The organism is Rhizobium mayense (assembly GCF_030272705.1).
GTDB lineage: Bacteria > Pseudomonadota > Alphaproteobacteria > Rhizobiales > Rhizobiaceae > Rhizobium > Rhizobium mayense.
On record NZ_JARFYM010000017.1, the window covers coordinates 28,551 to 50,272 of the forward strand.

26 protein-coding genes are annotated in these 21,722 nt (G+C 60.5%); 20 read left to right on the forward strand and 6 right to left on the reverse strand.

All coding sequences use genetic code 11. From position 1 onward, the window contains the following. Positions 1-17: 17 nt before the first annotated feature. Positions 18-455 (forward strand): MarR family winged helix-turn-helix transcriptional regulator, encoded by a 438-nt coding sequence (locus PY649_RS19975; protein ID WP_432761382.1) that lies wholly within the window; start codon positions 18-20, stop codon positions 453-455. Positions 456-495: 40 nt separating this feature from the next. On the opposite strand, the gene PY649_RS19980 is transcribed toward PY649_RS19975, so the two are convergent. Beyond that, on the reverse strand, positions 496-1,212 hold the full coding sequence (locus PY649_RS19980) for an SDR family oxidoreductase (protein WP_285870377.1): 717 nt from the start codon (positions 1,210-1,212) through the stop codon (positions 496-498). Positions 1,213-1,263: 51 nt separating this feature from the next. Then, positions 1,264-2,082 (reverse strand): SDR family NAD(P)-dependent oxidoreductase, encoded by an 819-nt coding sequence (locus PY649_RS19985; RefSeq protein ID WP_285870379.1) that lies wholly within the window; start codon positions 2,080-2,082, stop codon positions 1,264-1,266. A 101-nt stretch (positions 2,083-2,183) separates the two neighbouring features. Between PY649_RS19985 and PY649_RS19990 the strand changes: the two genes are divergently transcribed. Continuing rightward, positions 2,184-3,047 carry a helix-turn-helix transcriptional regulator gene (locus tag PY649_RS19990; protein WP_285870380.1) on the forward strand — a complete coding sequence of 288 codons (864 nt, stop codon included), beginning with the start codon at positions 2,184-2,186 and terminating at the stop codon, positions 3,045-3,047. A gap of 30 nt (positions 3,048-3,077) precedes the next feature. On the opposite strand, the gene PY649_RS19995 is transcribed toward PY649_RS19990, so the two are convergent. Beyond that, positions 3,078-3,401, reverse strand: coding sequence for an ArsR/SmtB family transcription factor (locus PY649_RS19995; protein ID WP_107109117.1), 324 nt, complete (start codon positions 3,399-3,401; stop codon positions 3,078-3,080). Positions 3,402-3,474: 73 nt separating this feature from the next. Here PY649_RS19995 and PY649_RS20000 point away from each other — a divergent pair, with 73 nt between their 5' ends. Then, on the forward strand, positions 3,475-3,957 hold the full coding sequence (locus PY649_RS20000; RefSeq protein ID WP_285870381.1) for an SRPBCC domain-containing protein: 483 nt from the start codon (positions 3,475-3,477) through the stop codon (positions 3,955-3,957). Positions 3,958-3,972: 15 nt separating this feature from the next. Here the strand turns inward: PY649_RS20000 and PY649_RS20005 are convergent, their stop codons facing one another. Then, complete coding sequence (locus PY649_RS20005) at positions 3,973-5,199, reverse strand: MFS transporter (protein ID WP_285870500.1); 1,227 nt, start codon at positions 5,197-5,199, stop codon at positions 3,973-3,975. Positions 5,200-5,328: 129 nt separating this feature from the next. On the opposite strand from PY649_RS20005, the gene PY649_RS20010 reads away from it, so the two are divergent. The 3 genes from PY649_RS20010 (at position 5,329) to PY649_RS20020 (ending at position 10,066) form a co-directional block, all read left to right on the forward strand. After that, positions 5,329-5,805, forward strand: a complete 477-nt coding sequence (locus PY649_RS20010) for a winged helix-turn-helix transcriptional regulator (protein ID WP_285870382.1) — start codon at positions 5,329-5,331, stop codon at positions 5,803-5,805. 257 nt (positions 5,806-6,062) lie between these two features. Continuing rightward, positions 6,063-8,672 (forward strand): bifunctional lysylphosphatidylglycerol flippase/synthetase MprF, encoded by a 2,610-nt coding sequence (gene mprF, locus PY649_RS20015; protein ID WP_285870383.1) that lies wholly within the window; start codon positions 6,063-6,065, stop codon positions 8,670-8,672. Next, positions 8,669-10,066, forward strand: coding sequence for a virulence factor (locus PY649_RS20020; RefSeq protein WP_285870384.1), 1,398 nt, complete (start codon positions 8,669-8,671; stop codon positions 10,064-10,066). Before mprF ends, PY649_RS20020 begins: the two co-directional genes overlap by 4 nt. 47 nt (positions 10,067-10,113) lie before the next feature. Here PY649_RS20020 and PY649_RS20025 read toward each other — a convergent pair whose 3' ends face one another. Continuing rightward, on the reverse strand, positions 10,114-11,016 hold the full coding sequence (locus tag PY649_RS20025) for a LysR family transcriptional regulator (RefSeq protein ID WP_285870385.1): 903 nt from the start codon (positions 11,014-11,016) through the stop codon (positions 10,114-10,116). Between the two features lie 173 nt (positions 11,017-11,189). On the opposite strand from PY649_RS20025, the gene PY649_RS20030 reads away from it, so the two are divergent. The 7 genes from PY649_RS20030 to PY649_RS20060 all read left to right on the forward strand — a co-directional run bounded on the left by PY649_RS20030 (position 11,190) and on the right by PY649_RS20060 (position 16,505). Next, entirely contained in the window at positions 11,190-11,903 is a 714-nt protein-coding gene (locus PY649_RS20030; protein WP_285870386.1) for an SDR family oxidoreductase, read from the forward strand. 8 nt (positions 11,904-11,911) lie between these two features. Continuing rightward, positions 11,912-12,289, forward strand: a complete 378-nt coding sequence (locus PY649_RS20035) for a VOC family protein (protein WP_285870387.1) — start codon at positions 11,912-11,914, stop codon at positions 12,287-12,289. A 130-nt stretch (positions 12,290-12,419) separates the two neighbouring features. Continuing rightward, positions 12,420-13,097, forward strand: a complete 678-nt coding sequence (locus PY649_RS20040) for an HAD-IA family hydrolase (RefSeq protein ID WP_285870388.1) — start codon at positions 12,420-12,422, stop codon at positions 13,095-13,097. A 105-nt stretch (positions 13,098-13,202) separates the two neighbouring features. After that, on the forward strand, positions 13,203-13,790 hold the full coding sequence (locus PY649_RS20045) for a 5-formyltetrahydrofolate cyclo-ligase (RefSeq protein WP_285870389.1): 588 nt from the start codon (positions 13,203-13,205) through the stop codon (positions 13,788-13,790). A gap of 3 nt (positions 13,791-13,793) precedes the next feature. After that, complete coding sequence (locus PY649_RS20050; RefSeq protein ID WP_285870390.1) at positions 13,794-14,618, forward strand: TIGR00282 family metallophosphoesterase; 825 nt, start codon at positions 13,794-13,796, stop codon at positions 14,616-14,618. A 125-nt stretch (positions 14,619-14,743) separates the two neighbouring features. Further along, a complete protein-coding gene (locus PY649_RS20055; RefSeq protein ID WP_285870391.1) occupies positions 14,744-15,586 on the forward strand; it encodes an MBL fold metallo-hydrolase in 843 nt (280 codons plus the stop codon). 172 nt (positions 15,587-15,758) lie between these two features. Continuing rightward, the gene (locus PY649_RS20060) at positions 15,759-16,505 is read left to right on the forward strand and encodes a YebC/PmpR family DNA-binding transcriptional regulator (protein ID WP_285870392.1); all 747 of its coding nucleotides are present in this window, start codon (positions 15,759-15,761) and stop codon (positions 16,503-16,505) included. Between the two features lie 67 nt (positions 16,506-16,572). Here PY649_RS20060 and PY649_RS20065 read toward each other — a convergent pair whose 3' ends face one another. After that, entirely contained in the window at positions 16,573-17,571 is a 999-nt protein-coding gene (locus tag PY649_RS20065) for an LLM class flavin-dependent oxidoreductase (protein ID WP_285870393.1), read from the reverse strand. 183 nt (positions 17,572-17,754) lie between these two features. Here PY649_RS20065 and ruvC point away from each other — a divergent pair, with 183 nt between their 5' ends. Genes ruvC through PY649_RS20100 form a run of 7 tightly spaced genes read left to right on the forward strand, consistent with a single transcriptional unit; the run spans position 17,755 to position 21,722 of the window. Beyond that, positions 17,755-18,267: a crossover junction endodeoxyribonuclease RuvC gene (gene ruvC / locus PY649_RS20070; protein WP_120705302.1), complete on the forward strand. Its 513-nt coding sequence runs from the start codon at positions 17,755-17,757 to the stop codon at positions 18,265-18,267. A 55-nt stretch (positions 18,268-18,322) separates the two neighbouring features. Further along, positions 18,323-18,586, forward strand: coding sequence for an AbrB/MazE/SpoVT family DNA-binding domain-containing protein (locus PY649_RS20075; RefSeq protein ID WP_285870394.1), 264 nt, complete (start codon positions 18,323-18,325; stop codon positions 18,584-18,586). Next, the gene (locus tag PY649_RS20080; protein WP_285870395.1) at positions 18,564-18,983 is read left to right on the forward strand and encodes a type II toxin-antitoxin system VapC family toxin; all 420 of its coding nucleotides are present in this window, start codon (positions 18,564-18,566) and stop codon (positions 18,981-18,983) included. The genes PY649_RS20075 and PY649_RS20080 overlap by 23 nt, the downstream gene beginning before the upstream one ends. Positions 18,984-18,995: 12 nt before the next feature. Continuing rightward, positions 18,996-19,610, forward strand: a complete 615-nt coding sequence (gene ruvA, locus PY649_RS20085; RefSeq protein ID WP_285870396.1) for a Holliday junction branch migration protein RuvA — start codon at positions 18,996-18,998, stop codon at positions 19,608-19,610. After that, a complete protein-coding gene (locus PY649_RS20090; protein ID WP_285870397.1) occupies positions 19,607-19,783 on the forward strand; it encodes a hypothetical protein in 177 nt (58 codons plus the stop codon). The genes ruvA and PY649_RS20090 overlap by 4 nt, the downstream gene beginning before the upstream one ends. Continuing rightward, complete coding sequence (gene ruvB, locus PY649_RS20095) at positions 19,780-20,823, forward strand: Holliday junction branch migration DNA helicase RuvB (RefSeq protein ID WP_120705298.1); 1,044 nt, start codon at positions 19,780-19,782, stop codon at positions 20,821-20,823. Before PY649_RS20090 ends, ruvB begins: the two co-directional genes overlap by 4 nt. After that, positions 20,820-21,722 (forward strand): metallophosphoesterase, encoded by a 903-nt coding sequence (locus PY649_RS20100; RefSeq protein ID WP_285870398.1) that lies wholly within the window; start codon positions 20,820-20,822, stop codon positions 21,720-21,722. Before ruvB ends, PY649_RS20100 begins: the two co-directional genes overlap by 4 nt.

Genomic DNA, 21,722 nt, shown 5'->3' on the forward strand with positions numbered 1-21,722 from the left:
TTATGAGGACGATGAGAGTGGCGCGAGATTTGGATAAAACGCTATCGCAGGCGGACTACGAGGCTTTGGCGACACTGCGCTACACGCTCCGGAAATTCATGGATTTCAGCACCTCCGCTGCCCATAACGAGGGATTGCCGCCGCAGCAGCATCAGGCGCTGCTGGCGATCAAGGGTAATCCGCAAGGCGAGGCGATAACCATCGGCATGCTGGCGGAACGCCTGCTGATCGCGCCGCATACGGCAACCGAACTGGTCGGCCGCTTGATCGACGCCGACTATGTCACCCGTCATCCCGATCCGGCCGACAAGCGCCGCCAAACGCTGCGTCTGACGGAAAAATCCGAGGATATTCTGCGCCGGCTCAGTGCGATCCATCTCCGGGAGATCCGGGATATGGCGCCGGAGTTGATCGATATCCTGACGCATCTGCAGGCTGACGTTGGCGGCAAGTGAAGGCCATTACCGGGGCTGACCGGCAATGGCGCGTTGCGGGTTATAGGCCGAGCCGAATGCCGCCGTCACAGATCAGCGTATGGCCGCTGGTGAAGCTGTTGCCAATCAGGAAGCCGATCGCATCGGCAATCTCTTCCGGGCGGCCGATCCGTCCGATCGGGGTGCGGGCGGCGAGGCTGGCAAAGGCCGGCGCCTTCTGTTCTTCGCCGAGGAAATCCCACCACGGCGTGTCGACGACGCCGGGCGAAACGCAGTTCACGCGGACGGGCTTGAGTTCCACGGCAAGGATAGGCGCAAGCGCTGCTATTGCGGCGTTGACGGCTCCAAGTCCCGCTGTTCCCGGCAAGGCGGCCTGTGCCGAAACGGCGGAGACGAAAGTGATGCTGCCCTCCTTCGAGAGATAGGGAAGACTGGCCTGGGCGCAGCCAAAATGGGCCATCGTCTTCTGCTCGAAGCCTTTCTTGACATCGGTGAGATCGACGGAAGCGAAGGGGCCGCCGCCATTGCCGCCGCCCAGTGCCAGAACGAGATGATCGAATGGGCCGATCGTCTCGAAAGCTTTGGCAAGGCCGGTGAGGTTGGCGGCGTCCATGGCGATCGTGGCGACTTCGCCGGTAAGGCTTTGTGCCGCCGCCTTCAGCTTTGCCTCATCGCGACCTGTGATCGTTACCCGATATCCTTTTTCGAGAAGATGAGCAGCACTCGCAAGGCCAATGCCTGACGAGCCGCCAATGATGACGACGTGTTGGGACGACATGATTTGTCTCCATTTTTGTTGGATGGTTGATGAGGGGATACCAGTCCGCGTTCAGGCGAGGCCGGCGAGGTCATGGCTGAGGACGCGCAGCCGCTTGCGCGCGGCCGTGTCATAGGCCTGGGTATTGGCGCGGGAAGGGCGCTGCCCGTCGTAATAGAGGCCGGTCTGTCCTTCGAGCTTGGCGCTTACAGCCAGGTTGAGGATGGCGTCTGCGCCCTCGTCGACGGTGCTCATGGGTGCCACGCCTGCCTGGCGCACCATAGTGGTGTCCATGTAGGTTGCAGGGTGCAGGCAGTTGACGGTAACGCCGGTATCAGCCAGTTCCTCGGCGAGATCGAACGTGAACATGATCTGTGCCAGCTTGCTCTGGCAATAGGCGCCTACGCCGCTATAGCCGTGGGTCAACATGACATCGGAGAAGTCGATCGGTTGCTGACCGACAGAGGAAACGTTGATGATACGGGCGGGACTGCTCGCTTTCAACAGCGGCAGCAGGCGGCGGGTGAGCAGGAAGCCGGCAAGATAGTTCACCGCAAAGCGCAGTTCATGCCCGTCGCGGCTGACCTGGCGCCCGGCGTCACGACCGCCGGTGCCGATGCCGGCATTGTTGATCAGAATGTCGAGGCGATCATGATCTCGCTCGATCGTATCGGCGAGCGCACCGACCTCGTCGAGCGATGAAAGATCGGCGGGATAAAAGATCGCCTTCCCGCCCGCGTCATAAATGCCGGACAGCAGGCTCTCGGCGCGCGCGTGGTCGCGCCCGTGCACCAGCACCGTCGCACCCCATGCGGCGAGCCTTTCGGCAACCCGGCGGCCGACGCCATCGGTCGAGCCGGTGATCAGGATCGTCTTCTCGCTCATGTCCATGGCAATCACCTCCATTTGGTCCATGGAAGGATATTTGGCAGTTTCAGAAAACGACAAACAGTTCCGGCTTTATCCTAGTATTGATCCTGCTATGATAAGCGATGACCATCAATCAGAATCAAACCATTCTCGAAGCCAGGCGCCGAGAGTTCGGCGCTTTCCTGCGGTCTCGCCGCGAGAAGCTGACGCCGGCAAGCGTGGGACTGCCGGAAGGATTTCGGCGGCGGACGCCCGGCTTGCGGCGCGAGGAAGTGGCACTTCTCGCTGGTGTCGGGGCTACCTGGTACACCTGGCTCGAGCAGGGGCGGGATGTGCGTGCTTCGGCGGAGGTGCTGTCGGCGCTGGCGGACGCGTTGCGGCTCGATCCCGCCGAACGACGGCATCTCTTCACCCTGAGCGATCGGCCATCGACGGAAATCCCGTCGCGCGGGCCGGAAGAGGTGCCGGAATCGCTCAGACGGATGCTTGCGAGCCTCACCGGCCAACCCGCCTATGTGCTCGGCCGGCGCTGGGATGTGCTTGCCTGGAATTCGGCGGCGGTGGCTCTTTTCGGCGATTACGGCTTGCTCCAGGGCGATGCGCGCAACACCGTCCATCGGGTCTTCACCGATCCCGCTCATCGCGAGTTATTGGTCGATTGGGAGATCGTGGCGGCGAATTCGCTCGCCATGTTCCGTGCCGATAGCGCCCGCTATGCCGGCGATCCCGATTTCGAGCGGCTGATCGCGACGTTGACGCAGGCAAGTCCGGAATTTCGGGCCTGGTGGCCGAGACAGGAAGTGCTGCGGCCGCTCGCCGGCTACAAGCGCTTGCGCCATCCCCAAGGCGGTCTGATGACGTTCGAATATACCGCGCTTGCGGTCATCGACCGGCCGGATATGAAGCTGGTCGTCTATACGCCCCTGGAGGAGGACGGAACCGGCGAGAAACTGAAAGCACTGTTGAGCCAGAGCGCGAAAAGCTAGTCGCGCGGTCATCGGACTGCTCCTGCAACTTCAGCCTTCGAGATCGCTCTTCAGTCGGTCAAGGATCGACAATGCATGGCCGGCGTATGCGCTGATCCAGCGGTCGTGAATCTGCTTGATCGGCAGGCTGTTGAGATGGTTCCAGCGCTCCCGGCCTTCTTTCTTGGCGATCACCAGGTCGGCCTCCTCCAGCACCTTCAGATGCTGCATCACCGTGCAACGGTCCATATCCGCAAAGGTCTCGCAGAGCATGCCGGTCGTTCTCGGGGCTTCCTTGAGCATGTCGAGGATTTCGCGCCGGCGGCGATGCGCCAGGGCTTTGAAAATGAGGTCGCTATCCGATTCGCTTGACATGTTATGTTTTTATAACATAATTCTTTCGGTCGCAATGGAAATGCAACCGCAATCGGAAAGCGGAGGAGTAGTCATGACGTTGAATGTTCGCATTTCGGGACGCATCGGCCGCAAGGTGGCTGAGGTCTTCGACGCCGTCGTCAATCCGAAGAAGCTATCGAGCTATTTCACCACCGTCGGCGGCGCCAGCGCGCCGCTGGTGGCGGGGACGACCGTGACCTGGTGGAAGAATGCGCCAGTCGAGGTCAATGAGGTGGAAACCGACCGGCGCATCGTCTTTCATTGGGACGGAGGCACCGGCGAAGACGGTACGCGCTACAGGACGAAGGTGGAGATGACGTTTGAAGCGCTGGACGACGGCGGCACCATGGTGACGATCGAGGAAACCGGCTGGCGCGAGGACGCGGCCGGCCGCCGCGGCACCTATCTCAATTGCGAGGGCTGGATGCAGATGCTCTGCTGCATGAAGGCATTCGTCGAATACGGCATCAATTTGCGCGAGGGATTCTACCTTAGCGAAATGCGCGGCGTGCCCGCGGAAGCACCGGACCAGTGACAGGACAGGCTGTGCTCATGCGCCGCCGGTCACGACGGTCGGACATTCTTCTCGGCGGCGCGTTGCCGCCCAGAAGATCAATGCCAGCGCGCTGACGCCGGCGCCGAGCATGCAGACGCCGGGCCATCCTGCATAACCATAGACGGTCGTCGAGGCGATTGCGCCTGTCGCACTTCCGGCCGAATAGAACACCATGTAGCCCGCGACGAGCCGGCTGCGCGCTTCCGGGCGCTGCGCAAAAATCATGCTCTGATTGGTGACGTGAACCGCCTGGATTGCCAGATCCAAAGCCACGATGCCGATGATCGCCGGCCAGATCGACCACTGCATTAGGGCGATCGGCAGCCACGCGACCAGCATCAAAGCAAGGGCCAGGCCGCTGATGCGCTCGCCAAGCCCGCGGTCGGCGAGCCGCCCCGCGCCGCTTGCCGCGATAGCCCCGGCCATGCCTGCAAGGCCGAAAAGCCCGATTTCCGTGTGACTGAGAGAAAGAGGCGCGGCGCTCAACGGCAGAACCATGGCGGTCCAGAAGATGCTGAAAGTCATGAAGATCAAGAGCGCCAGAACAGCGCGTACGCGAAGAAGCGGCTCGCGGACAAACAGCAGCGGTATCGACCATAACAGCTTTGCATAGGAATGCGGCGCCTCCTCGCGGGAATGTCGCGGCAGCGACCAGGCAAGCAATGCCGTCATCGATAGCGTCAAAGCTGCCAAGGTCAAATAGACCAGCCGCCAGCCGCCGATATCGGCAAGCACACCAGAAACGAAGCGCGCGAGCAAGATGCCGATCACTACGCCGCTCGTCACGGTGCCCACGGTCCTTCCGCGGTGGGCGGGATCAGCCAGCGTCGCGGTCAGGGCGACCAGACTTTGCACGACGACGGCCAGCAGGCCGACAGCCGCCATCCCCATGAGCAGGACTACAAAGTCTGACGCAGATGCAACGATTGCCAAGGCTATTGCAGAGAGCGCTGACTGACCAAGGATCAGACGGCGGCGATCGATGCTGTCGCCCAGCGGAACAAGGAAAATGAGGCCGAGTGCATAGCCGATCTGCGTCACCGTCACGACGATACCGATCGATCCGGCATCGACACCGAAATCGCTGGCCATGGCATCCAGCAATGGCTGAGCGACGTAGACGCTCGCGACGCTGAGACCGCAGGCGATGGAAAAAAGCAGTGTGATGGCCGGTGTCAGCCCCTTTTCGGTGCTTGTGTTGATCTCCGTCTCCGGGACCATCCTGTCCTTGTTAGTGCTGCCATTTTCGCCCATGCGGCGCCCCATCACCTATTCTGGTTCTACAATAGGACCAGTTGCGGAGGCGCTTGTCTAGTCCTATGTTCGAACTAGAAGTGGATCGGAAGCGAGATGGAGGAACCCTTGGTCAAACGGACCAGTTTGAAGGCGGCGGATTGTCCGGTTGCGCGGGCGTTGGATGCGATCGGCGACTGGTGGTCGCTTCTGATTGTCCGTGACGCCCTCGACGGCATGCGGCGTTTCGGGGAGTTTCAGAAGAGCCTGGGCGTGGCCAAGGGCATCTTGTCGGCCCGCCTGCATAGTTTGGTGGATGTCGGCGTGCTGGAACTCGTTCCGGCGTCGGACGGAAGTGCCTATCAGGAATACCGGTTGACCGAGAAAGGGCGCGGCCTTTTTCATGTCGTGGTGGGGCTACGGCAATGGGGGGAGGCACACCTGTTTTCGCTCGAAGAAGCCCACTCGGAACTGGTGGACATCGACAATCGGGAACCTGTCGAAAAACTCGAACTGCGTTCGGGAAAGGGACGTTTACTCGCTTGGGAAGATACGATCGTTCAAAAGGTACATCCTGACGGAGAACTGCGTTGATGGCAGGCCACACTGTTCACTTTTCTGTGTGGATAAGCTCAAATTCGGGATGAATGACAAATTCCTTTAAATAATAACAGATTCATTGCTGGCGGAACGAGTCCTGCGCCAAAATTGCCCAAATTCAGAATGATGGGAGCGCTCGAGAAAAGAGCCCGTCGAAAGAAGTGCTGGCGGTAACACAGAGATGCAAGATTCGCGTTACTGCACATCCGACTTAACGGGACCGGCGAAAGCCAATTCAAAACAGGTAGAGCATGTCGACTCCAATCGATCTGAAAAAAGCCGATGAGGACCTGGAGGCGCGCGGCGGTATAAGCGGTTTCCTGAACCGCAATCGCACGCTGATCGTCGCTATCCTCACCGTCGCGGTCTTCTGTATCGCCGCCTATGCGATCTTCGATCTGACGAACGAAGTGCGCTATGACGATGTCGTGCACGCGCTGGCGACGACGAAAATCTCGTCAATCCTGCTCGCCCTGTTTTTCACGGGTCTCAGCTTCTTCTCACTGATCTTCTACGATCAGAACGCGCTGGAATATATCGGCAAGCGCGTACCGTTTCCGCATGTGGCGTTGACCTCCTTCAGCGCCTATGCGGTCGGCAATACGGCCGGCTTTGGCGCGCTCAGTGCCGGCGCCATCCGCTATCGCGCCTATACCCGACTCGGCTTGTCGCCGGACGACATTACCCGCGTCATCGCCTTCGTAACGCTTGCTTTCGGTCTTGGCCTTGCCGCCGTCGGCTCCATTGCGCTGATGATCATTGCCGATGAGATCGGCCCGCTGATCGAGGTCGACGGCCTGTGGCTGCGTCTGGTAGCGGGCGCCATTCTCGCGGCCCTGGCCATCGTAATTGTCATCGGCCGCAACGGCCGCGAGGTCCGGATCGGGCCGATCGCCATTCGCCTGCCGGATTCGCGCACATGGTCGCGGCAATTCCTGGTAACCGCGCTCGACATCGCCGCCTCGGCATCGGTACTCTATGTGCTGCTGCCGGATTCGGCCATCGGCTGGCCGGGCTTCTTCGCCATCTACGCCATCGCTGTCGGTCTCGGCGTGCTCAGCCACGTGCCGGCCGGTTTCGGCGTCTTCGAGACGATCATCATCGCGTGGCTCGGTAGCTCGGTGAATGCCGACGCGGTTCTCGGTTCGCTGGTTCTTTACCGTGTCATCTATAACGTCATCCCGCTGGCGATCGCGATCCTCGCGATCTCGGTGGCGGAGCTGCGTCGTTTCGTCGACCATCCGGCCGCCTCCAGCATGCGGCGTATCGGCGGTCGTCTGATGCCACAGTTGCTGTCGACCTTCGCGCTGCTGCTTGGCATGATGCTGGTGTTCTCGAGTGTGACGCCGACGCCGGACAGGAACCTCGAATTCCTGTCCGACTATCTGCCTCTGCCCCTCATCGAAGGGGCGCATTTTCTCTCCAGTCTTCTCGGCCTGGCGATGATCGTTGCTGCCCGTGGACTCGGCCAACGTCTGGATGGCGCCTGGTGGGTTTCGATTGCCTCGGCGATTTTCGCGTTGCTGTTCTCGCTGCTGAAGGCCATCGCCATTGTCGAGGCCGCGCTGCTCGGCTTCCACGTTTTCGGCCTCGTCGTTAGCCGCCGACTGTTCACTCGCCCGGCATCGCTGCTCAATCAAACCCTGACGGGGGGGTGGTTGACGGCAATCGCGGTCATCTGCATCGGCGCCGTCGTCATCCTGTTTTTCGTCTATCGTGACGTCGAATACAGTAACCAACTCTGGTGGCAGTTCGAATTTACCGAGGAAGCGCCACGCGGGCTTCGCGCCGTGCTCGGCATTTCCATTGTCTCGTCGGCGATCGCGATCTTCAGCCTGCTGCGGCCGGCAACGGCGCGGCTTGAGCCGGTTTCCGACCATGCGGTGGAGCGGGCCGTCGAAATCGTACGCAAGCAAGGGGTTGCCGACGCCAATCTCGTGCGAATGGGCGATAAAAGCATCATGTTTTCCGAAAAGGGCGATGCCTTCATCATGTATGGCAAGCAGGGTCGTTCCTGGATTGCGCTCTTCGATCCGATCGGACCGCGACAGGCGCTGCCGGACCTTGTCTGGCGATTTGTCGAAGCTGCCCGCTCGGCCGGCTGCCGTTCTGTCTTCTACCAGATATCGCCGGCGCTTCTGTCCTATTGCGCCGACGCTGGTCTGCGTGCCTTCAAACTCGGCGAGCTGGCGGTCGTCAATCTCGCCAATTTCGAGCTGAAGGGCGGGAAATGGGCCAATCTTCGCCAGACCGCGAGCCGTGCCGTACGCGACGGACTAGAATTTGCCGTTATCGAACCCCATCTTGTGCCCGAAGTAATCGATCAGCTCGCTCAGGTTTCAGACTCATGGCTTGCCGATCACAACGCCAAGGAAAAGGGTTTTTCGCTGGGCGCCTTCGATCCCGATTATGTGGTTTCGCAGCCCGTGGGCGTGTTGAAAAAGGATGGCAAGATCGTTGCTTTCGCTAACATCCTGATGACGGAGACCAAGGAAGAGGGTTCCGTCGATCTGATGCGCTTTTCGCCTGACGCGCCGAAGGGATCGATGGATTTTCTATTCGTGCAGATTCTGGTGCATCTGAAAGAGCAGGGTTTCCAGCGCTTCAATCTTGGCATGGCGCCGCTGTCGGGCATGTCGAGACGGGAATCGGCGCCGGTTTGGGACAGGGTCGGCGGAACTGTCTTCGAACACGGCGAGCGCTACTACAACTTCAAAGGGCTTCGTGCCTTCAAATCCAAGTTTCATCCCGAATGGCAGCCGCGATACCTGGCTGTCTCGGGAGGTGTCAGTCCAATGATCGCGTTGATGGATGCCACATTCCTCATCGGGGGCGGACTTAAAGGGGTCGTGAGGAAATGATCTTGAAATACGCAGTGTCATGGGCGTCCGCATTCATATTGGCTACGGGTCTGTTGGTATCCGGCGCGGCGAGAGCGGACGAGGACGGTACCAAATACGATCTCGGCATGATCTCGCCGCCGCACATCATGCGTCCACAGGGCAAGGTGACGAGCGAGGTCGTTCTGATCTCCGACGCGGCCGGCTGGAGCGACAAGGAAAAAGGCGTTGCCGACAAGCTCGTCGCCAAGGGCACTCTGGTCATCGGCATCGATTACCCGTCCTTTCTGGCGTCGCTCAACAAGTATGACGTCAGCCAGAATGATGGTTGCATCTACATGGTCTCGGACCTGGAGTCGCTGAGCCAGCAGGTGCAGCGCTCCTTCGCCGACAGTACCTATCAACTGCCCATCATTGCCGGCGTCGGTGCCGGCGGCGCAATGGCGCTGACCATCGCCGCGCAGACCCCTGACGCCACCGTTGCCGGCACGCTCGCAATCGATCCGACTTTCGGCATCGCGCTGAAGCAGGAGCTTTGCACGCCCGCCGAAAAGAAGACCGATGGCGATATGGTGTCCTTCGGTCTCCAGGACGGCGCGCTGCCGAACCCGATCGTCGCGACCTTCACTTCCAAGGCCCCCAAGGATGGACGCGATCACGTCGTGGAGATCCAGAAGGAACATCCCGATGTTCAGGTTACCGATGCCGACGGCGATGACACCTATGTCGCACTAAGCGATGGGCTCGTGGGTCTGATGAAGACGATCGATAGCGAAAAGTCGCCGCTGGGCCTGCCGCTCGACGTCATGAGCACGAAACCGACGCAAGACACGCTGGCGATCGTCTATTCCGGTGATGGCGGTTGGCGCGATATCGACAAGGAAGTCGGCAGCTTTCTGCAGGACCAGGGTATTCCCGTCGTCGGTGTCGACTCCCTGCATTACTTCTGGTCGGAGCGCGATCCGCAGCAGACCGCCGACGATCTCGCTCGTATCATCCAGTACTATACCAAGCGCTTCAAGGTGAAGCACGTGGTGCTGATCGGCTATTCCTTCGGCGCCGATGTGCTGCCGGCAAGCTACAACCGGCTGAAGCAGCCGGACAAGGACAAGATCGTGCAGATGTCGCTGCTGTCGCTGTCGCGCAAGGTCGACTATGTGATCTCCGTCATGGGTTGGCTCGGCGCCAAAAGCGAAGGCAAAGGCGGCGATCCCATCAATGACCTCAAGTCGATCAACCCGAAGATGGTGCAATGCATCTACGGCAAGGATGACGATGAGGATGTCGCCTGCCCGGCGCTGAAAGACACCGGTGCCGAAGTCATTGCCATGGATGGCGGTCACCATTTCGACGACGATTATGAAGCGCTGGCCAATCATGTCATCAACGGGTTGAAGGGCCGGCTCGGCGAGTAATGGGCCGGCACCCGCGGCGGTTTGCTCTGCCGCGGCTATTCCGGCAGTCAGATGGCCGGCAACATGGACGCTGATTGGCGTTTCAGCCTGTCCGCCAGGAAATCGACGCAGAGGCGCACCTTTGCAGCAGTGTGACGATTGTGCGGATAGACCGCGTGGATCGGCGCGGCCGGCAGCCGCTGCTTCGCGAGCACGACCTCCAGCCGTCCGGAATCGATATCGTCTCGGACGTCCCATATCGATTTCATGATGAGGCCGACGCCGCCGAGAGCCCAGGCATGCGCCAGTTCGCCGTCATTGGTCGCGAGCGACCCGCGGACATGCACGGTCGTGCCGTCGGCAAAGACCCAGTCGTCCAGCGGCGGATGGCCGAACACGATGCAATCATGGCCCAGTAGGTCTTCTGGTTTCTCGGGCCGCCCATGCCGGTCGAGATAGGCCGGTGCGCCGCAGATGACGCGAATATTGGGCGCGAGTTGTCGAGCAATCAGGCTGGAATCTGCCAGAGCGCCGAAGCGCACCGCGAGATCGTAGCCGCCTTCGACGATGTTGGCGATGGAATCAGACGTATCGAGCTGGATATGCAATCCCGGATGATGGGACCGGAATTCGCTGAGCAGCGGCGCGAGCCGCCGGCGGCCGAAAGCATAGGTCGACGTGACCCTCAAAACGCCAGTTGCGACGTCGCGACCACGCGTCACCTCCAACTCGGCTTCATCGATTTCAGAGAGAATGCGGACGCAGCGCGCGTGGAAGGTCGTGCCTTCCTCGGTCAACGCCAAGGTCCGCGTTGTGCGGTTGACCAGGCGGACGCCGAGGCGTTCTTCCAGCCGCGCCAATTTGCGGCTGACGACGGCAAGCGATAGGCGTAAATCGCGTGCTGCGCCGGAGAGGCTGCCTGCCTCGACAACGCGTACGAACACCAGCATGTCAAAGAGGTTATCGGCCATATTCTTGCTGATATAGCAAGGAACCATCTCCGGCAAAGTCTATTCTTGCAAACGTCAAGAAGGTCTACACCTTTTTACAACAGTCGCGCTGCAGTCTGGAACAGAGCATTGATGGCGGCGTGACGCCGACCCTTGCTCGATGTCAAGCGGTTTTCACAAGAGGAGTATGCCCCATGACATCTTTGATAGATCAACGCGTTCTAGTGCTCGGCGGCAGCTCGGGTATCGGGCTTGCAACGGCGAAGGCGGCAGCGGAGGCCGGCGCCAGGGTCACGATCGCGTCCCGTTCGCAGGCAAAACTCGATGAAGCGCTGAAGGGCCTCGCCGCCACGGCGCGGACCGTGGTGCTCGACACTGGCGATGAAGCGGCGATCGATCGGTTCTTTGCCGGGGAAGCGCCTTGGGATCATATCGTCATCTCCGCCGCGCAGACGGCGAGCGGGCCGGTCCGCTCCCTGCCGTTGCCTGACGCCAAGCAGGCGATGGAAAGCAAGTTCTGGGGCGCCTACCGTATCGCGCGTGCCGCCAAATTCAACGAGCGGGCGACGTTGACTTTTATCACCGGTTATCTCGCGGTGCGGCCTTCCGCAACATCGGTGCTGCAAGGAGCCATCAATGCGGCCTTGGAGGCTTTGTCGCGCGGCCTTGCGCTGGAATTGGCGCCGGTACGTGTCAACGCAGTCTCGCCCGGCCTGATCGATACACCGCTTTGGTCGAAGATGGCTGAAGAGACCCGCCAGGGGATGTTTACCCGCGCTGCGGCAAACCTGCCGGCCCGTATGGTCGGGACGCCGGAAGATATCGCCAATGCGGCGCTGTTCTTGATGACGACACCTTTTGCCACCGGATCGACCGTGCGCGTCGATGGCGGCGGCGCGATCGCGTGAGGCCGGCTATGTTGGACCATGTGACACTGAGAACAGCCGATCTGGAGGGGACGCGCGCCTTTTTCGAGACCGTTCTCGATCTTAAGCCGGGTTACAGACCCGCGTTCGGTTTTCCCGGATATTGGCTCTATGCCGGCAAGGAGCCGATCGTGCATCTCATTCCCGGCCATGCCGGCCCCGTCGACCGTCATGGTGAAACCATTGACCATGCCGGTTTCCGGCTGGCCGACTATCAGGGACATCGGCGTAAGCTCGATGCGCTGGGCATTCCCTATACGACGATGGATCTGCCGGAACTCGGCGAGCGGCGGCTCTTTCTGCATACGCCGACCGGCATTTTGCTGGAGCTGGTGTTCCGGGAAGGGGAGAACTTCGGCGGGGCATAACGGCGTTCTTCCTTGCCTGCCGTCCAGCATTCATTTGCTTCTTGCCGTCTCAATCGGTAGTGGGGGGAAGATATTGCGAGTCAGCCTCGGCTCGCGCCGACTGATCCCGTCAACCGAAAGGGACTGTACCTTGTCCGTCGCATCGTCTTCCGCCTTCGATAAAAACTATTCCGGATTCCTGTTCGACATGGATGGCACGATCATCAACTCGATCGCTGCCGCCGAGCGCGTCTGGGGTGATTGGGCGCGCAGCAAGGGACTGGATGTCGCGGCTTTCATGCCGACCATGCACGGTTCGCGCGGCGTCGATACGATCGGCCGGCTGAACCTGCCGGGTGTCGATCCGGTAGCGGAATCGCTGATGATCACGGAAGCGGAAATCGCCGATGTGGAAGGCGTGGTGCCGCTCCCGGGCGCCATCGAATTCCTGGCCTCTCTGCCGCCGGAGCGTTGGGCGATCGTAACCTCCTCGCCGTACCGGCTTGCCCAGGCGCGCCTAGCGGCCGCCGGCATTCCGGTCCCTCGCTTTATCGTCACCGCCGAGGACGTCAAGATCGGAAAGCCCGATCCGCAATGCTACATCCTCGGCGCCGAGCGTCTCGGCATGCGGCCATCCGATTGTCTGGTTTTCGAAGACGTGATGGCCGGCATCAAGGCCGGCGAAGCCGCCGGCGCCGACGTCATGGTGATTACGGCGACGCATTCCCATCCGATCGAGACGGGTCATTCCACGCTCGGGAACTATAAGAATGTTCGGGCGCACATCGATGGGGACGGGCTGATTTCGGTGGTACGCAAGGCTGGCTGACGGCTGTCGGCCAACATACAATCACCGCATGTCGCTTTCACGCATTGCAATAGGCCGCCGGCTCATTATCTTTTCGTGATATTTGTCGAAATCCACGAAAGCCTGATGACCCCCAAAAAGCTGAAAGCCCAATATCGCAACGAACGCCTGGCGGCGCGCGACGCCATTCGCCCCGATGAGCGTATCGAAAAGGCACTGGCGATGCTTGCACATGCCGGCGATGCGATCGATCTTCAGCCGGGGGAGATCGTGTCCGGCTTCCTGCCGATCCGCTCCGAAGTGGATATAAGGCCGCTGATGGCGCGGCTGCGCGAGCGGGGCGCGCGGCTCTGCGTGCCCGTCATTCTCGACAAAAGTACCATCGTCTTTCGCGAACTCGTTCCCGGCGCGGCGCTGGTTTCCAGCGGTTTCGGGACGGCGGGGCCGGGGCCCGAGGCCACCGTGTTGGACCCGCAGATTATGCTGGTCCCGCTTTCGGCTTTCGATAGCACCGGCCATCGTATCGGCTACGGCGCCGGCTATTATGACCGCGCCATCGAGCGGTTGCAGCAAAAAGGGCTGAATCCGCGGCTGATCGGCATTGCATTCGATTGCCAAGAAGTGCCATCAGTACCGGCAGAGCCGCATGATGTCCGTCTTGACGCGATTTTGACCGAGAGCGGACTCAATTTCGTTTCGGAAGTGATTGGATAGGGAATGCGGCTGCTTTTCTTGGGTGACATGGTCGGTAAGACCGGGCGGGTTGCGGTATGGGATCGCCTGCCGGGCCTCATTTCCGATCTGAAGCTCGATTTCGTCATCGTCAACGGTGAAAACGCCGCCGGCGGCTTCGGCATTACCGAGGATATTTTTCTGGAAACGATCAATGCCGGCGCCGATGTGGTGACGACGGGCAATCACGTCTGGGACCAGAAGGAAGCGGTGGTGTTTTGCGAGCGCCACGATCAGTTCCTGCGCCCGGCCAATTATCCTGCCGGCACCCCCGGTCGCGGTTCCAGCATCTACTATGCCCGTAACGGCGCCCGCGTGCTTGTCGCCAACATTATGGGCCGGGTCTTCATGCATCCGGAGCTGGACGATCCGTTTAAAGCAGCGGAAGCCATCCTCGATGCCTGCCCGCTGAAGGAGCAGGCGGACGCCATCGTCTTCGATTTCCACGCGGAGGCGACCAGCGAAAAGCAGTGTTTCGGCCATTTCGTCGACGGCCGCGCCAGCTTCGTCGTCGGCACGCACACGCATGTGCCGACCGCCGACGCGCAGATCCTGAACGGCGGCACCGCCTACATGTCCGATGCCGGCATGTGCGGCGACTACGATTCGTCGCTCGGGATGGACAAGGAAGAGCCGCTCAACCGTTTCATCTCGAAGATGCCGAAGGGCCGTTTCGAGGCTGCCTCCGGTCCGGCCACCATCTGCGGCGTCGGCGTCGAGATATCGGATGCCACGGGGCTTGCCGAAAAGATCGCCCCGCTCCGCATCGGACCGCGGCTCGCCGAAACCATTCCGGAATTCTGGCGCTAGATTTTGCCCAGCTGTTAATCACTCGTCTGCGATGACGTGATTGTGAGCAATCCGATCGGATTGTCGCTGGACGTACCTCAGGCCATGCCGCATCTTTTAGCCCTCTGTGGAGCTGAAGGGATGGCATGATGCTGCGATTTCCCGTCTTCGCTGTGATCTTCCTGCTGGCCTTGGCAGGGTGGGATGTCGCAGATGCTCAGGAGATGCCTTCCCGACCGCAGGTGAGCCAATGTCAGGCCATCGCCCAATCACTTCCGAAGGCGACGTTCGCCAGCTTTTCCGGTTCCGGCCCGACACTTGCCAACGATCCCGTCGGCGGTGACGTGAAAATCACCTTCCTCGGTCATGCTACCTTGTTCATCGAGACGCCCGCCGGCGTGTCGATCGCGACTGATTTCAGCGGCGCCTTTCCACCGCCTTATACGCCGACCGTCGTTACGATGAATAAGGCGCACCCGAGCCACTATACGCTGACGCCGGACCCGGCGATCAAATATGTGTTGCATGGCTGGAGCGATACGCCCGGCGAGCCGGCGAAAATTCATTTGACTGTCGGCGATACGTTGATCCGCAATGTCGTAACCGATATTCGCGCCTGGGGTGGCGGCATCGAGGCCAACGGCAATTCGATCTTCATCTTCGAGGTGGCGGGCCTCTGCATCGGCCATCTTGGTCACCTGCATTTCGAGCTCAACGACAAGCAATATGCCGAGATCGGCCGGCTGGATGTCGTCATGGTACCGGTCGATGGCGGCCTGACCATGGGCGCGGACAGCATGAGCCGGGTGGTGAAGCGGCTGCGTTCATCGCTCATTCTGCCCATGCACCGCTGGGGACCGCCGATACAGCAATTCCTGGCGATGTTCGGCCCGGATTTCGACGTCGCCTATGCGCCGACCGCGAGCACTACGGTTTCGCTGAAAACCCTGCCGCGGAAGCCGCTGATATACGTGCTGAAGGGGCTTTGAGCCGTTCAGTACGATGCCCGGGCGGCCCTCTCCCTCCGCCCGGGCACCCCCTTGAGGGAATTGCCGCCGGGCGTCTCGCCGCAGGCCTCTTTACGGGCTTTTTGCTTGAATGAAAGCCACTTCGCTCTTATAAGGCGGCCCATTCCCAACAAAAGACGTGAACAGGGGTGCCATGGCTGGCCATTCACAGTTTAAAAACATCATGCACCGCAAGGGTCGTCAGGACTCGGTGCGTTCGAAAATGTTCTCCAAGTTGGCGCGCGAAATCACCGTTGCCGCCAAGGTGGGTCTGCCCGACCCAAGCATGAACGCGAGCCTGCGTCTGGCGATTCAGAACGCCAAGGCGCAGTCGATGCCGAAGGACAATATCGATCGCGCCATCAAGAAGGCTTCCGGCGCTGATACCGAGAATTACGATGCGGTCCGCTACGAAGGCTACGGTCCTGGCGGCACGGCGATCATCGTCGAGGCGCTGACCGATAACCGCAACCGCACCGCATCGAACGTGCGTTCGATCTTCACGAAGGCCGGCGGCGCGCTTGGCGAAACCGGCTCCGTCTCCTTCTCCTTCGACCATGTCGGCGAAATCACCTACAAGCCTGAGGTTGGCGATGCCGACAAGGTGATGGAAGCTGCGATCGAAGCCGGCGCCGACGATGTCGAGAGCGACGAAGAGGGCCATATCATCATCTGCGGTTTCGAAGCGATGAACGAAGTCGCCAAGGCGCTGGAAGCAACCCTTGGCGAAGCCGAGACCGTCAAGGCGATCTGGCGAGCCCAGAACAATGTGCCGGTCGATGAAGAAAAGGCCCAGTCGCTGATGAAGCTCATCGACAGCCTGGAAGATGACGACGACGTGCAGAACGTCTACTCGAACTTCGAGGTTTCGGAAGAGATCCTGGCCAAGCTTTCGGCCTGATTCTTTCCTCTAAAAATAAACCCCATTTTCCCAAGGCTTGCCGAAGGGAGGATGGGGTTTTCTGTTATCAGGCCGCTTTCTTGAACGACGGCAATTGGGCAAATAGCTCCACGGATCTCAGCCGCGCCACGATGTCGTGGATTGGCATCGAAATGATCACTTCGTCGGCGTCCGTGTCCTTGATGAACTGCGAAAGCTTGGCCTCTGCGGTCGCGGGCGAGCCGACGACCGCGTAACGCAGCGTGTGTTCGACGTTCAGCTTTTCCATCGGCGTCCAGAAATCGTCCATGTCCTTTAAGGGGCGCGGGAAGGGACCGCGGACATTGCGGCGCAGATTGACGAATTGCTGCTGTGCCGAGGTGAAGTGATATTGCGCTTCTTCGTCCGTATCCGCCATCGAGCCCATGACGCCGACCATGACATAGGGCTTGTCGAGCGTTGCCGACGCCGTGAACCGATCACGATAGATGGCGATCGCATCGAGCAGAGCTTCCGGAGCGAAGTGCGAGGCGAAAGCATAGGGCAGGCCGAGCATGGCGGCGAGATGGGCGCTGTAGAGGCTTGAACCGAGCAGCCAGATCGGCACCTTGGCGCCGTTGCCGGGCACGGCAAGGATCGATTGGTTCGCATCGGCCGGGCTAAACAGGTGTTGCAGCTCGACGATATCATTGGGAAAGCTCTGGGCGCCGGCATCAAGGTTACGGCGCAGTGCCTGGGCGGTGCGCATATCTGTGCCGGGCGCACGGCCGAGGCCGAGGTCGACGCGGCCGGGAAACAGGGCCTCGAGCGTGCCGAACTGCTCGGCGATCACCAGAGGCGAATGGTTCGGCAGCATGACGCCGCCCGAGCCGATGCGGATGCGCGAGGTCGCCGCTCCGACATGGCCGATCACGACCGCAGTCGCAGCGCTGGCGACGCCAGGCATGCCGTGATGCTCCGCCAGCCAGAATCTCGTATAGCCGAGCTCCTCCGCCTTCTGCGCCATGCGCTTGGAACCTTCAAAGGATTGGCTGACGGTGCTGCCCTCGGCAACGGGCGAAAGATCGAGGATGGAAAAAGGGACCATGGCAAGAGACCTGCGTGGTGAAGAGGGAGGAGCAATCCTCCCCATGTAGGAGCGCGGATGCACTATTCCAAACCCGTTCCGGTAAATTCCTCATCGCGATTTCGCGACGGCACAAAGGGCGACCTGTTTTTGTTTTGTTCACATTTTGCTGGCACATCTGCGGCGCGAAAGATAGGTTGACCCATGCAAAACACGATTCGCATCATCGGCATCGATCCGGGCCTGCGCCGCACCGGCTGGGGCATCATCGAAACGTCAGGCAACTCCCTGCGTTTCGTCGCCTCGGGAACGGTGACATCGGACGGTGAGATGGATCTCGCATCGCGTCTCTGCCAGCTCCATGATGGGCTTGCCGATATCGTCCACAGCTACCAGCCGGACGAAGCGGCGGTCGAACAGACTTTCGTCAACAAGGATGCGGTCGCGACACTGAAACTCGGCCAGGCGCGCGGCATTGCCATGCTGGTTCCGGCGCGCGCCGGGCTGCAGGTTGCCGAATATGCGCCAAACGCTGTCAAGAAGGCTGTGATTGGGGTGGGTCACGGCGAAAAGCAGCAGATCCACATGATGCTGAAGATCCTGATGCCGAAGGTGGAGTTCAAAGGCAACGACGCCGCCGACGCGCTCGCTATCGCCATTTGCCATGCCCATAACCGAGGCGCCAGCCGTATGCGTCAGGCGGCGCTGGCGGGATAGTTTGTTCTTGACTTGTTCTGGTTCCGTCGCTAAGTATTACTGAAGAGGTATTACCATGCGTGTGACGGAAAAAGGTCAGGTGACCATCCCGAAGGAAATTCGCGACAGGCTGGGCATCGGCCCCGGTTCGGAGGTCGATTTCATCGCCTCCGGCAGGGGTGCGATGCTGGTCAAGATCGCCGAGGCGTCGGATCCGGCCATTCGCGATTTCGATGACTGGCTGGAGCGCGTCAGGGGCACGATGGACCTCGGCGGCATGACAACCGACGAATTTATGGAGTTTTTGAGAGGTCCACGTGACGACGTCGACCCTCATTGACACCAACATCTTCATCGATATCCTCGGTCCGGCTTCGGCCCATCGGCAATGGTCCGCAAAATCTCTGAAGCAATGTATCGGCGAAGGCGATCTCGTCATAAGCCCGGTGGTCTGGTCGGAACTCGCTGCTTCGCCCTTAGGCGAAGAAGAATTGACGGTCGCTCTTTCCTGGCTCGACATGAAGCGCGAAGCCATACCGTTTGAGGCTGCGTTTCGAGCCGGCAAAGCCCACCGCCTGTATCGGCTTGCCGGTGGTCAGCGGGAAAGGACGCTTCCGGATTTTCTGATCGGTGCCCATGCCGAATGGAGGAGGCACAGATTGCTGACACGGGATGCATCTCGCTATCGCTCCTACTTTCCTTCACTTGACCTCATCTCCCCCGAAACCCATCCCTGACGGACATCAGCTATGATCGGCAAGTTAAAAGGCACTATCGAAGAGATCGGCGAGGACTATGCGCTCGTGGATGTGCATGGTGTCTGTTATGTCGCCTATTGCTCGGCGCGCACGCTGTCGAAGCTCGGCTCCGTCGGCGAAGCCTGTATTCTCTTCATCGAAACCTATGTCCGTGAGGACCAGATCCGCCTTTTCGGCTTTACGACGGTGCTTGAGCGGGAATGGTTCAATCTTCTGCAGACCGTGCAGGGTGTCGGCGCGAAGGTGGCGCTGGCGCTGTTGTCGACATTAACGCCGGCCGAGCTTGCCAACGCGATCGCGCTACAGGATCGCAGCGCGGTGTCGCGAGCGCCGGGCGTCGGGCCGAAGGTGGCGATGCGCATTGTCACCGAGTTGAAGAACAAGGCGCCGGCTTTTGCGGGCGAGGCGATCAATATCGGCCTAAAGCAGGAATTGGGCGAGGGCGTCGCCTCCGCTCCGGTCGCGGATGCCGTTTCCGCGCTCACAAATCTCGGCTATTCCCGCGACCAGGCTGCAAACGCGGTTGCAGCTGCGATGAAATCGGCCGGAGATGGGGCTGATAGCGCCAAGCTGATCCGACTGGGCTTGAAGGAGCTAGCGCGGTGATCCCTGTCTTTCTTCCTTGCTTTGATGAGCTAATAGCGGAAGATGCGCCGTTGAATTTCGACCTGTCGGATCATGTTGTGGCCCATGTTGCAGCTCGTAATGGCGGCGTCGATACCGTAACCCTCAATGAAAAAACCGCGAAACGCATACCGAGAATGGAACTTCTGACATGAGCGAGGCTGCACGCCTGATATCGCCGGAAAAGCGGGGCGAAGACCTGGATGTGACGCTTCGGCCGCAGTCACTGGACGAGTTCACTGGCCAGGCGGAGGCACGCGCCAATCTCAAAGTGTTTATCGAAGCCGCGAAGGGGCGAGGGGAGGCGCTCGACCACGTGCTGTTCGTCGGTCCGCCTGGTCTTGGCAAGACGACGCTGGCACAGATCATGGCGAAGGAGCTCGGCGTCAACTTCCGCTCGACGTCTGGCCCGGTCATTGCCAAGGCCGGCGATCTCGCCGCGCTGCTCACCAATCTTGAAGAGCGCGATGTGCTCTTCATCGACGAAATCCATCGCCTCAATCCGGCCGTGGAAGAAATCCTCTATCCGGCCATGGAGGATTTTCAGCTCGATCTGATCATCGGCGAAGGCCCGGCGGCGCGTTCGGTGAAGATCGACCTCGCCAAATTTACGCTTGTTGCCGCCACCACCCGTCTCGGCCTGTTGACGACGCCGCTGCGCGACCGTTTCGGTATTCCGGTTCGCCTGAGCTTCTATACGGTCGAGGAATTGGAGCTGATCGTCCGGCGCGGCGCGCGGCTGATGGGGCTTGGTATAACCGAAGAGGGCGCACGCGAGATTGCCAGGCGCGCCCGCGGCACGCCGCGCATCGCCGGCCGCCTGCTGCGCCGAGTGCGCGATTTTGCAGAGGTCGCAAAGGCCGAAGCGGTAACCCGCGAGATCGCCGACGAGGCATTGACGCGGCTGCTGGTGGACAATGTCGGTTTCGATCAACTCGACAAGCGCTATCTCAACATGATTGCCGTCAATTTTGGCGGCGGCCCGGTTGGTATCGAAACCATCGCTGCAGGTCTCTCCGAACCGCGCGACGCGATCGAGGATATTATCGAGCCCTATATGATCCAGCAGGGTTTCATCCAGCGCACGCCGCGCGGCCGCGTGCTGACGGCCACGGCCTGGAGGCATCTTGGAATGCAGCCGCCGAAGGACCTGGAGGCAGCACAGTTCAGGCTGTTCCAGGAGGAAGATGAGTGATCGGCCGTCGCGGTTTGCTGAAGCTTTTCGGCAGTAGCATCGTCGGGTTGATGGCACTCGGCGGCTATGCCTTTGGGTACGAGCCGGTCATGCGATTGAGGATAGCCCGTTACCGGTTGACACCCCCGGGCTGGACGCCGGGGTTGAAGCTGAGGATCGTCGCGCTTGCCGATTTTCATGCGTGCAGGCCGTGGATGACGGCCGATCGGATCGCATCCATCTGCACCCGTGCCAACGATCTTGGTGGCGATATCATCGTTCTGCTCGGCGACTACACGTCGGGAACGGATTACGTGACCGGTCTTGTCGACCATCGAGTGTGGGCGGCGGAACTTGCAGCCCTGAAGGCGCCGCTCGGTGTCCACGCGATCATCGGTAATCATGACTGGTGGCACGATGCGGCTGCACAAAAGAGCGGCCGCGGTCCGACATTCAGTCATAAGGCATTGGCCGATGTCGGAATTCCGGTTTATTCGAACCGATCGTCTCGCCTGGAAAAGGATGGACACGGCTTTTGGCTGGCGGGCGTCGAGGATCAGCTCGCTTTGCGCAGCAGCATCCGTTGGAAGCGTCAGTTCGCGGAGGGCCTCGATGATCTCGAGGGTACACTGGCGCAGGTGAATGACGATGCGCCAATCATCCTGCTTGCCCATGAGCCCGATATCTTTCCTACCGTGCCGTCGCGTGTGTCGCTAACATTGTCCGGTCATACGCATGGCGGGCAGATCAGAGTCCTCGGCTGGTCGCCCTATCTGCCCTCGCGCTATGGCGACCGGTATGTGTATGGCCATATCATTGAAGAGGATCGTCATATCATAGTCTCCGGTGGCCTCGGCTGTTCGGTCGCTCCCGTTCGTGTCGGTGTACCGCCGGAAATCGTGGTAATCGATCTGGGGTAA

Excerpts from the sequence above, each read along its gene's own strand:
- PY649_RS20005 (WP_285870500.1), bottom strand. The coding sequence starts at position 5,199 with ATGGTCCCGGAGACGGAGATCAACACAAGCACCGAAAAGGGGCTGACA.
- PY649_RS20060 (WP_285870392.1), top strand. The coding sequence starts at position 15,759 with ATGGCTGGCCATTCACAGTTTAAAAACATCATGCACCGCAAGGGTCGT.
- PY649_RS20045 (WP_285870389.1), top strand. The coding sequence starts at position 13,203 with ATGACCCCCAAAAAGCTGAAAGCCCAATATCGCAACGAACGCCTGGCG.
- mprF (WP_285870383.1), top strand. The coding sequence starts at position 6,063 with ATGTCGACTCCAATCGATCTGAAAAAAGCCGATGAGGACCTGGAGGCG.
- PY649_RS19990 (WP_285870380.1), top strand. The coding sequence starts at position 2,184 with ATGACCATCAATCAGAATCAAACCATTCTCGAAGCCAGGCGCCGAGAG.
- PY649_RS20010 (WP_285870382.1), top strand. The coding sequence starts at position 5,329 with ATGGAGGAACCCTTGGTCAAACGGACCAGTTTGAAGGCGGCGGATTGT.
- PY649_RS20000 (WP_285870381.1), top strand. The coding sequence starts at position 3,475 with ATGACGTTGAATGTTCGCATTTCGGGACGCATCGGCCGCAAGGTGGCT.
- PY649_RS20065 (WP_285870393.1), bottom strand. The coding sequence starts at position 17,571 with ATGGTCCCTTTTTCCATCCTCGATCTTTCGCCCGTTGCCGAGGGCAGC.
- PY649_RS20055 (WP_285870391.1), top strand. The coding sequence starts at position 14,744 with ATGATGCTGCGATTTCCCGTCTTCGCTGTGATCTTCCTGCTGGCCTTG.
- PY649_RS19980 (WP_285870377.1), bottom strand. The coding sequence starts at position 1,212 with ATGTCGTCCCAACACGTCGTCATCATTGGCGGCTCGTCAGGCATTGGC.
- PY649_RS20030 (WP_285870386.1), top strand. The coding sequence starts at position 11,190 with ATGACATCTTTGATAGATCAACGCGTTCTAGTGCTCGGCGGCAGCTCG.
- PY649_RS20075 (WP_285870394.1), top strand. The coding sequence starts at position 18,323 with ATGCGTGTGACGGAAAAAGGTCAGGTGACCATCCCGAAGGAAATTCGC.
- PY649_RS20050 (WP_285870390.1), top strand. The coding sequence starts at position 13,794 with ATGCGGCTGCTTTTCTTGGGTGACATGGTCGGTAAGACCGGGCGGGTT.
- ruvB (WP_120705298.1), top strand. The coding sequence starts at position 19,780 with ATGAGCGAGGCTGCACGCCTGATATCGCCGGAAAAGCGGGGCGAAGAC.
- PY649_RS20035 (WP_285870387.1), top strand. The coding sequence starts at position 11,912 with ATGTTGGACCATGTGACACTGAGAACAGCCGATCTGGAGGGGACGCGC.
- PY649_RS20020 (WP_285870384.1), top strand. The coding sequence starts at position 8,669 with ATGATCTTGAAATACGCAGTGTCATGGGCGTCCGCATTCATATTGGCT.
- ruvA (WP_285870396.1), top strand. The coding sequence starts at position 18,996 with ATGATCGGCAAGTTAAAAGGCACTATCGAAGAGATCGGCGAGGACTAT.
- ruvC (WP_120705302.1), top strand. The coding sequence starts at position 17,755 with ATGCAAAACACGATTCGCATCATCGGCATCGATCCGGGCCTGCGCCGC.
- PY649_RS19995 (WP_107109117.1), bottom strand. The coding sequence starts at position 3,401 with ATGTCAAGCGAATCGGATAGCGACCTCATTTTCAAAGCCCTGGCGCAT.
- PY649_RS20025 (WP_285870385.1), bottom strand. The coding sequence starts at position 11,016 with ATGGCCGATAACCTCTTTGACATGCTGGTGTTCGTACGCGTTGTCGAG.
- PY649_RS19985 (WP_285870379.1), bottom strand. The coding sequence starts at position 2,082 with ATGGACATGAGCGAGAAGACGATCCTGATCACCGGCTCGACCGATGGC.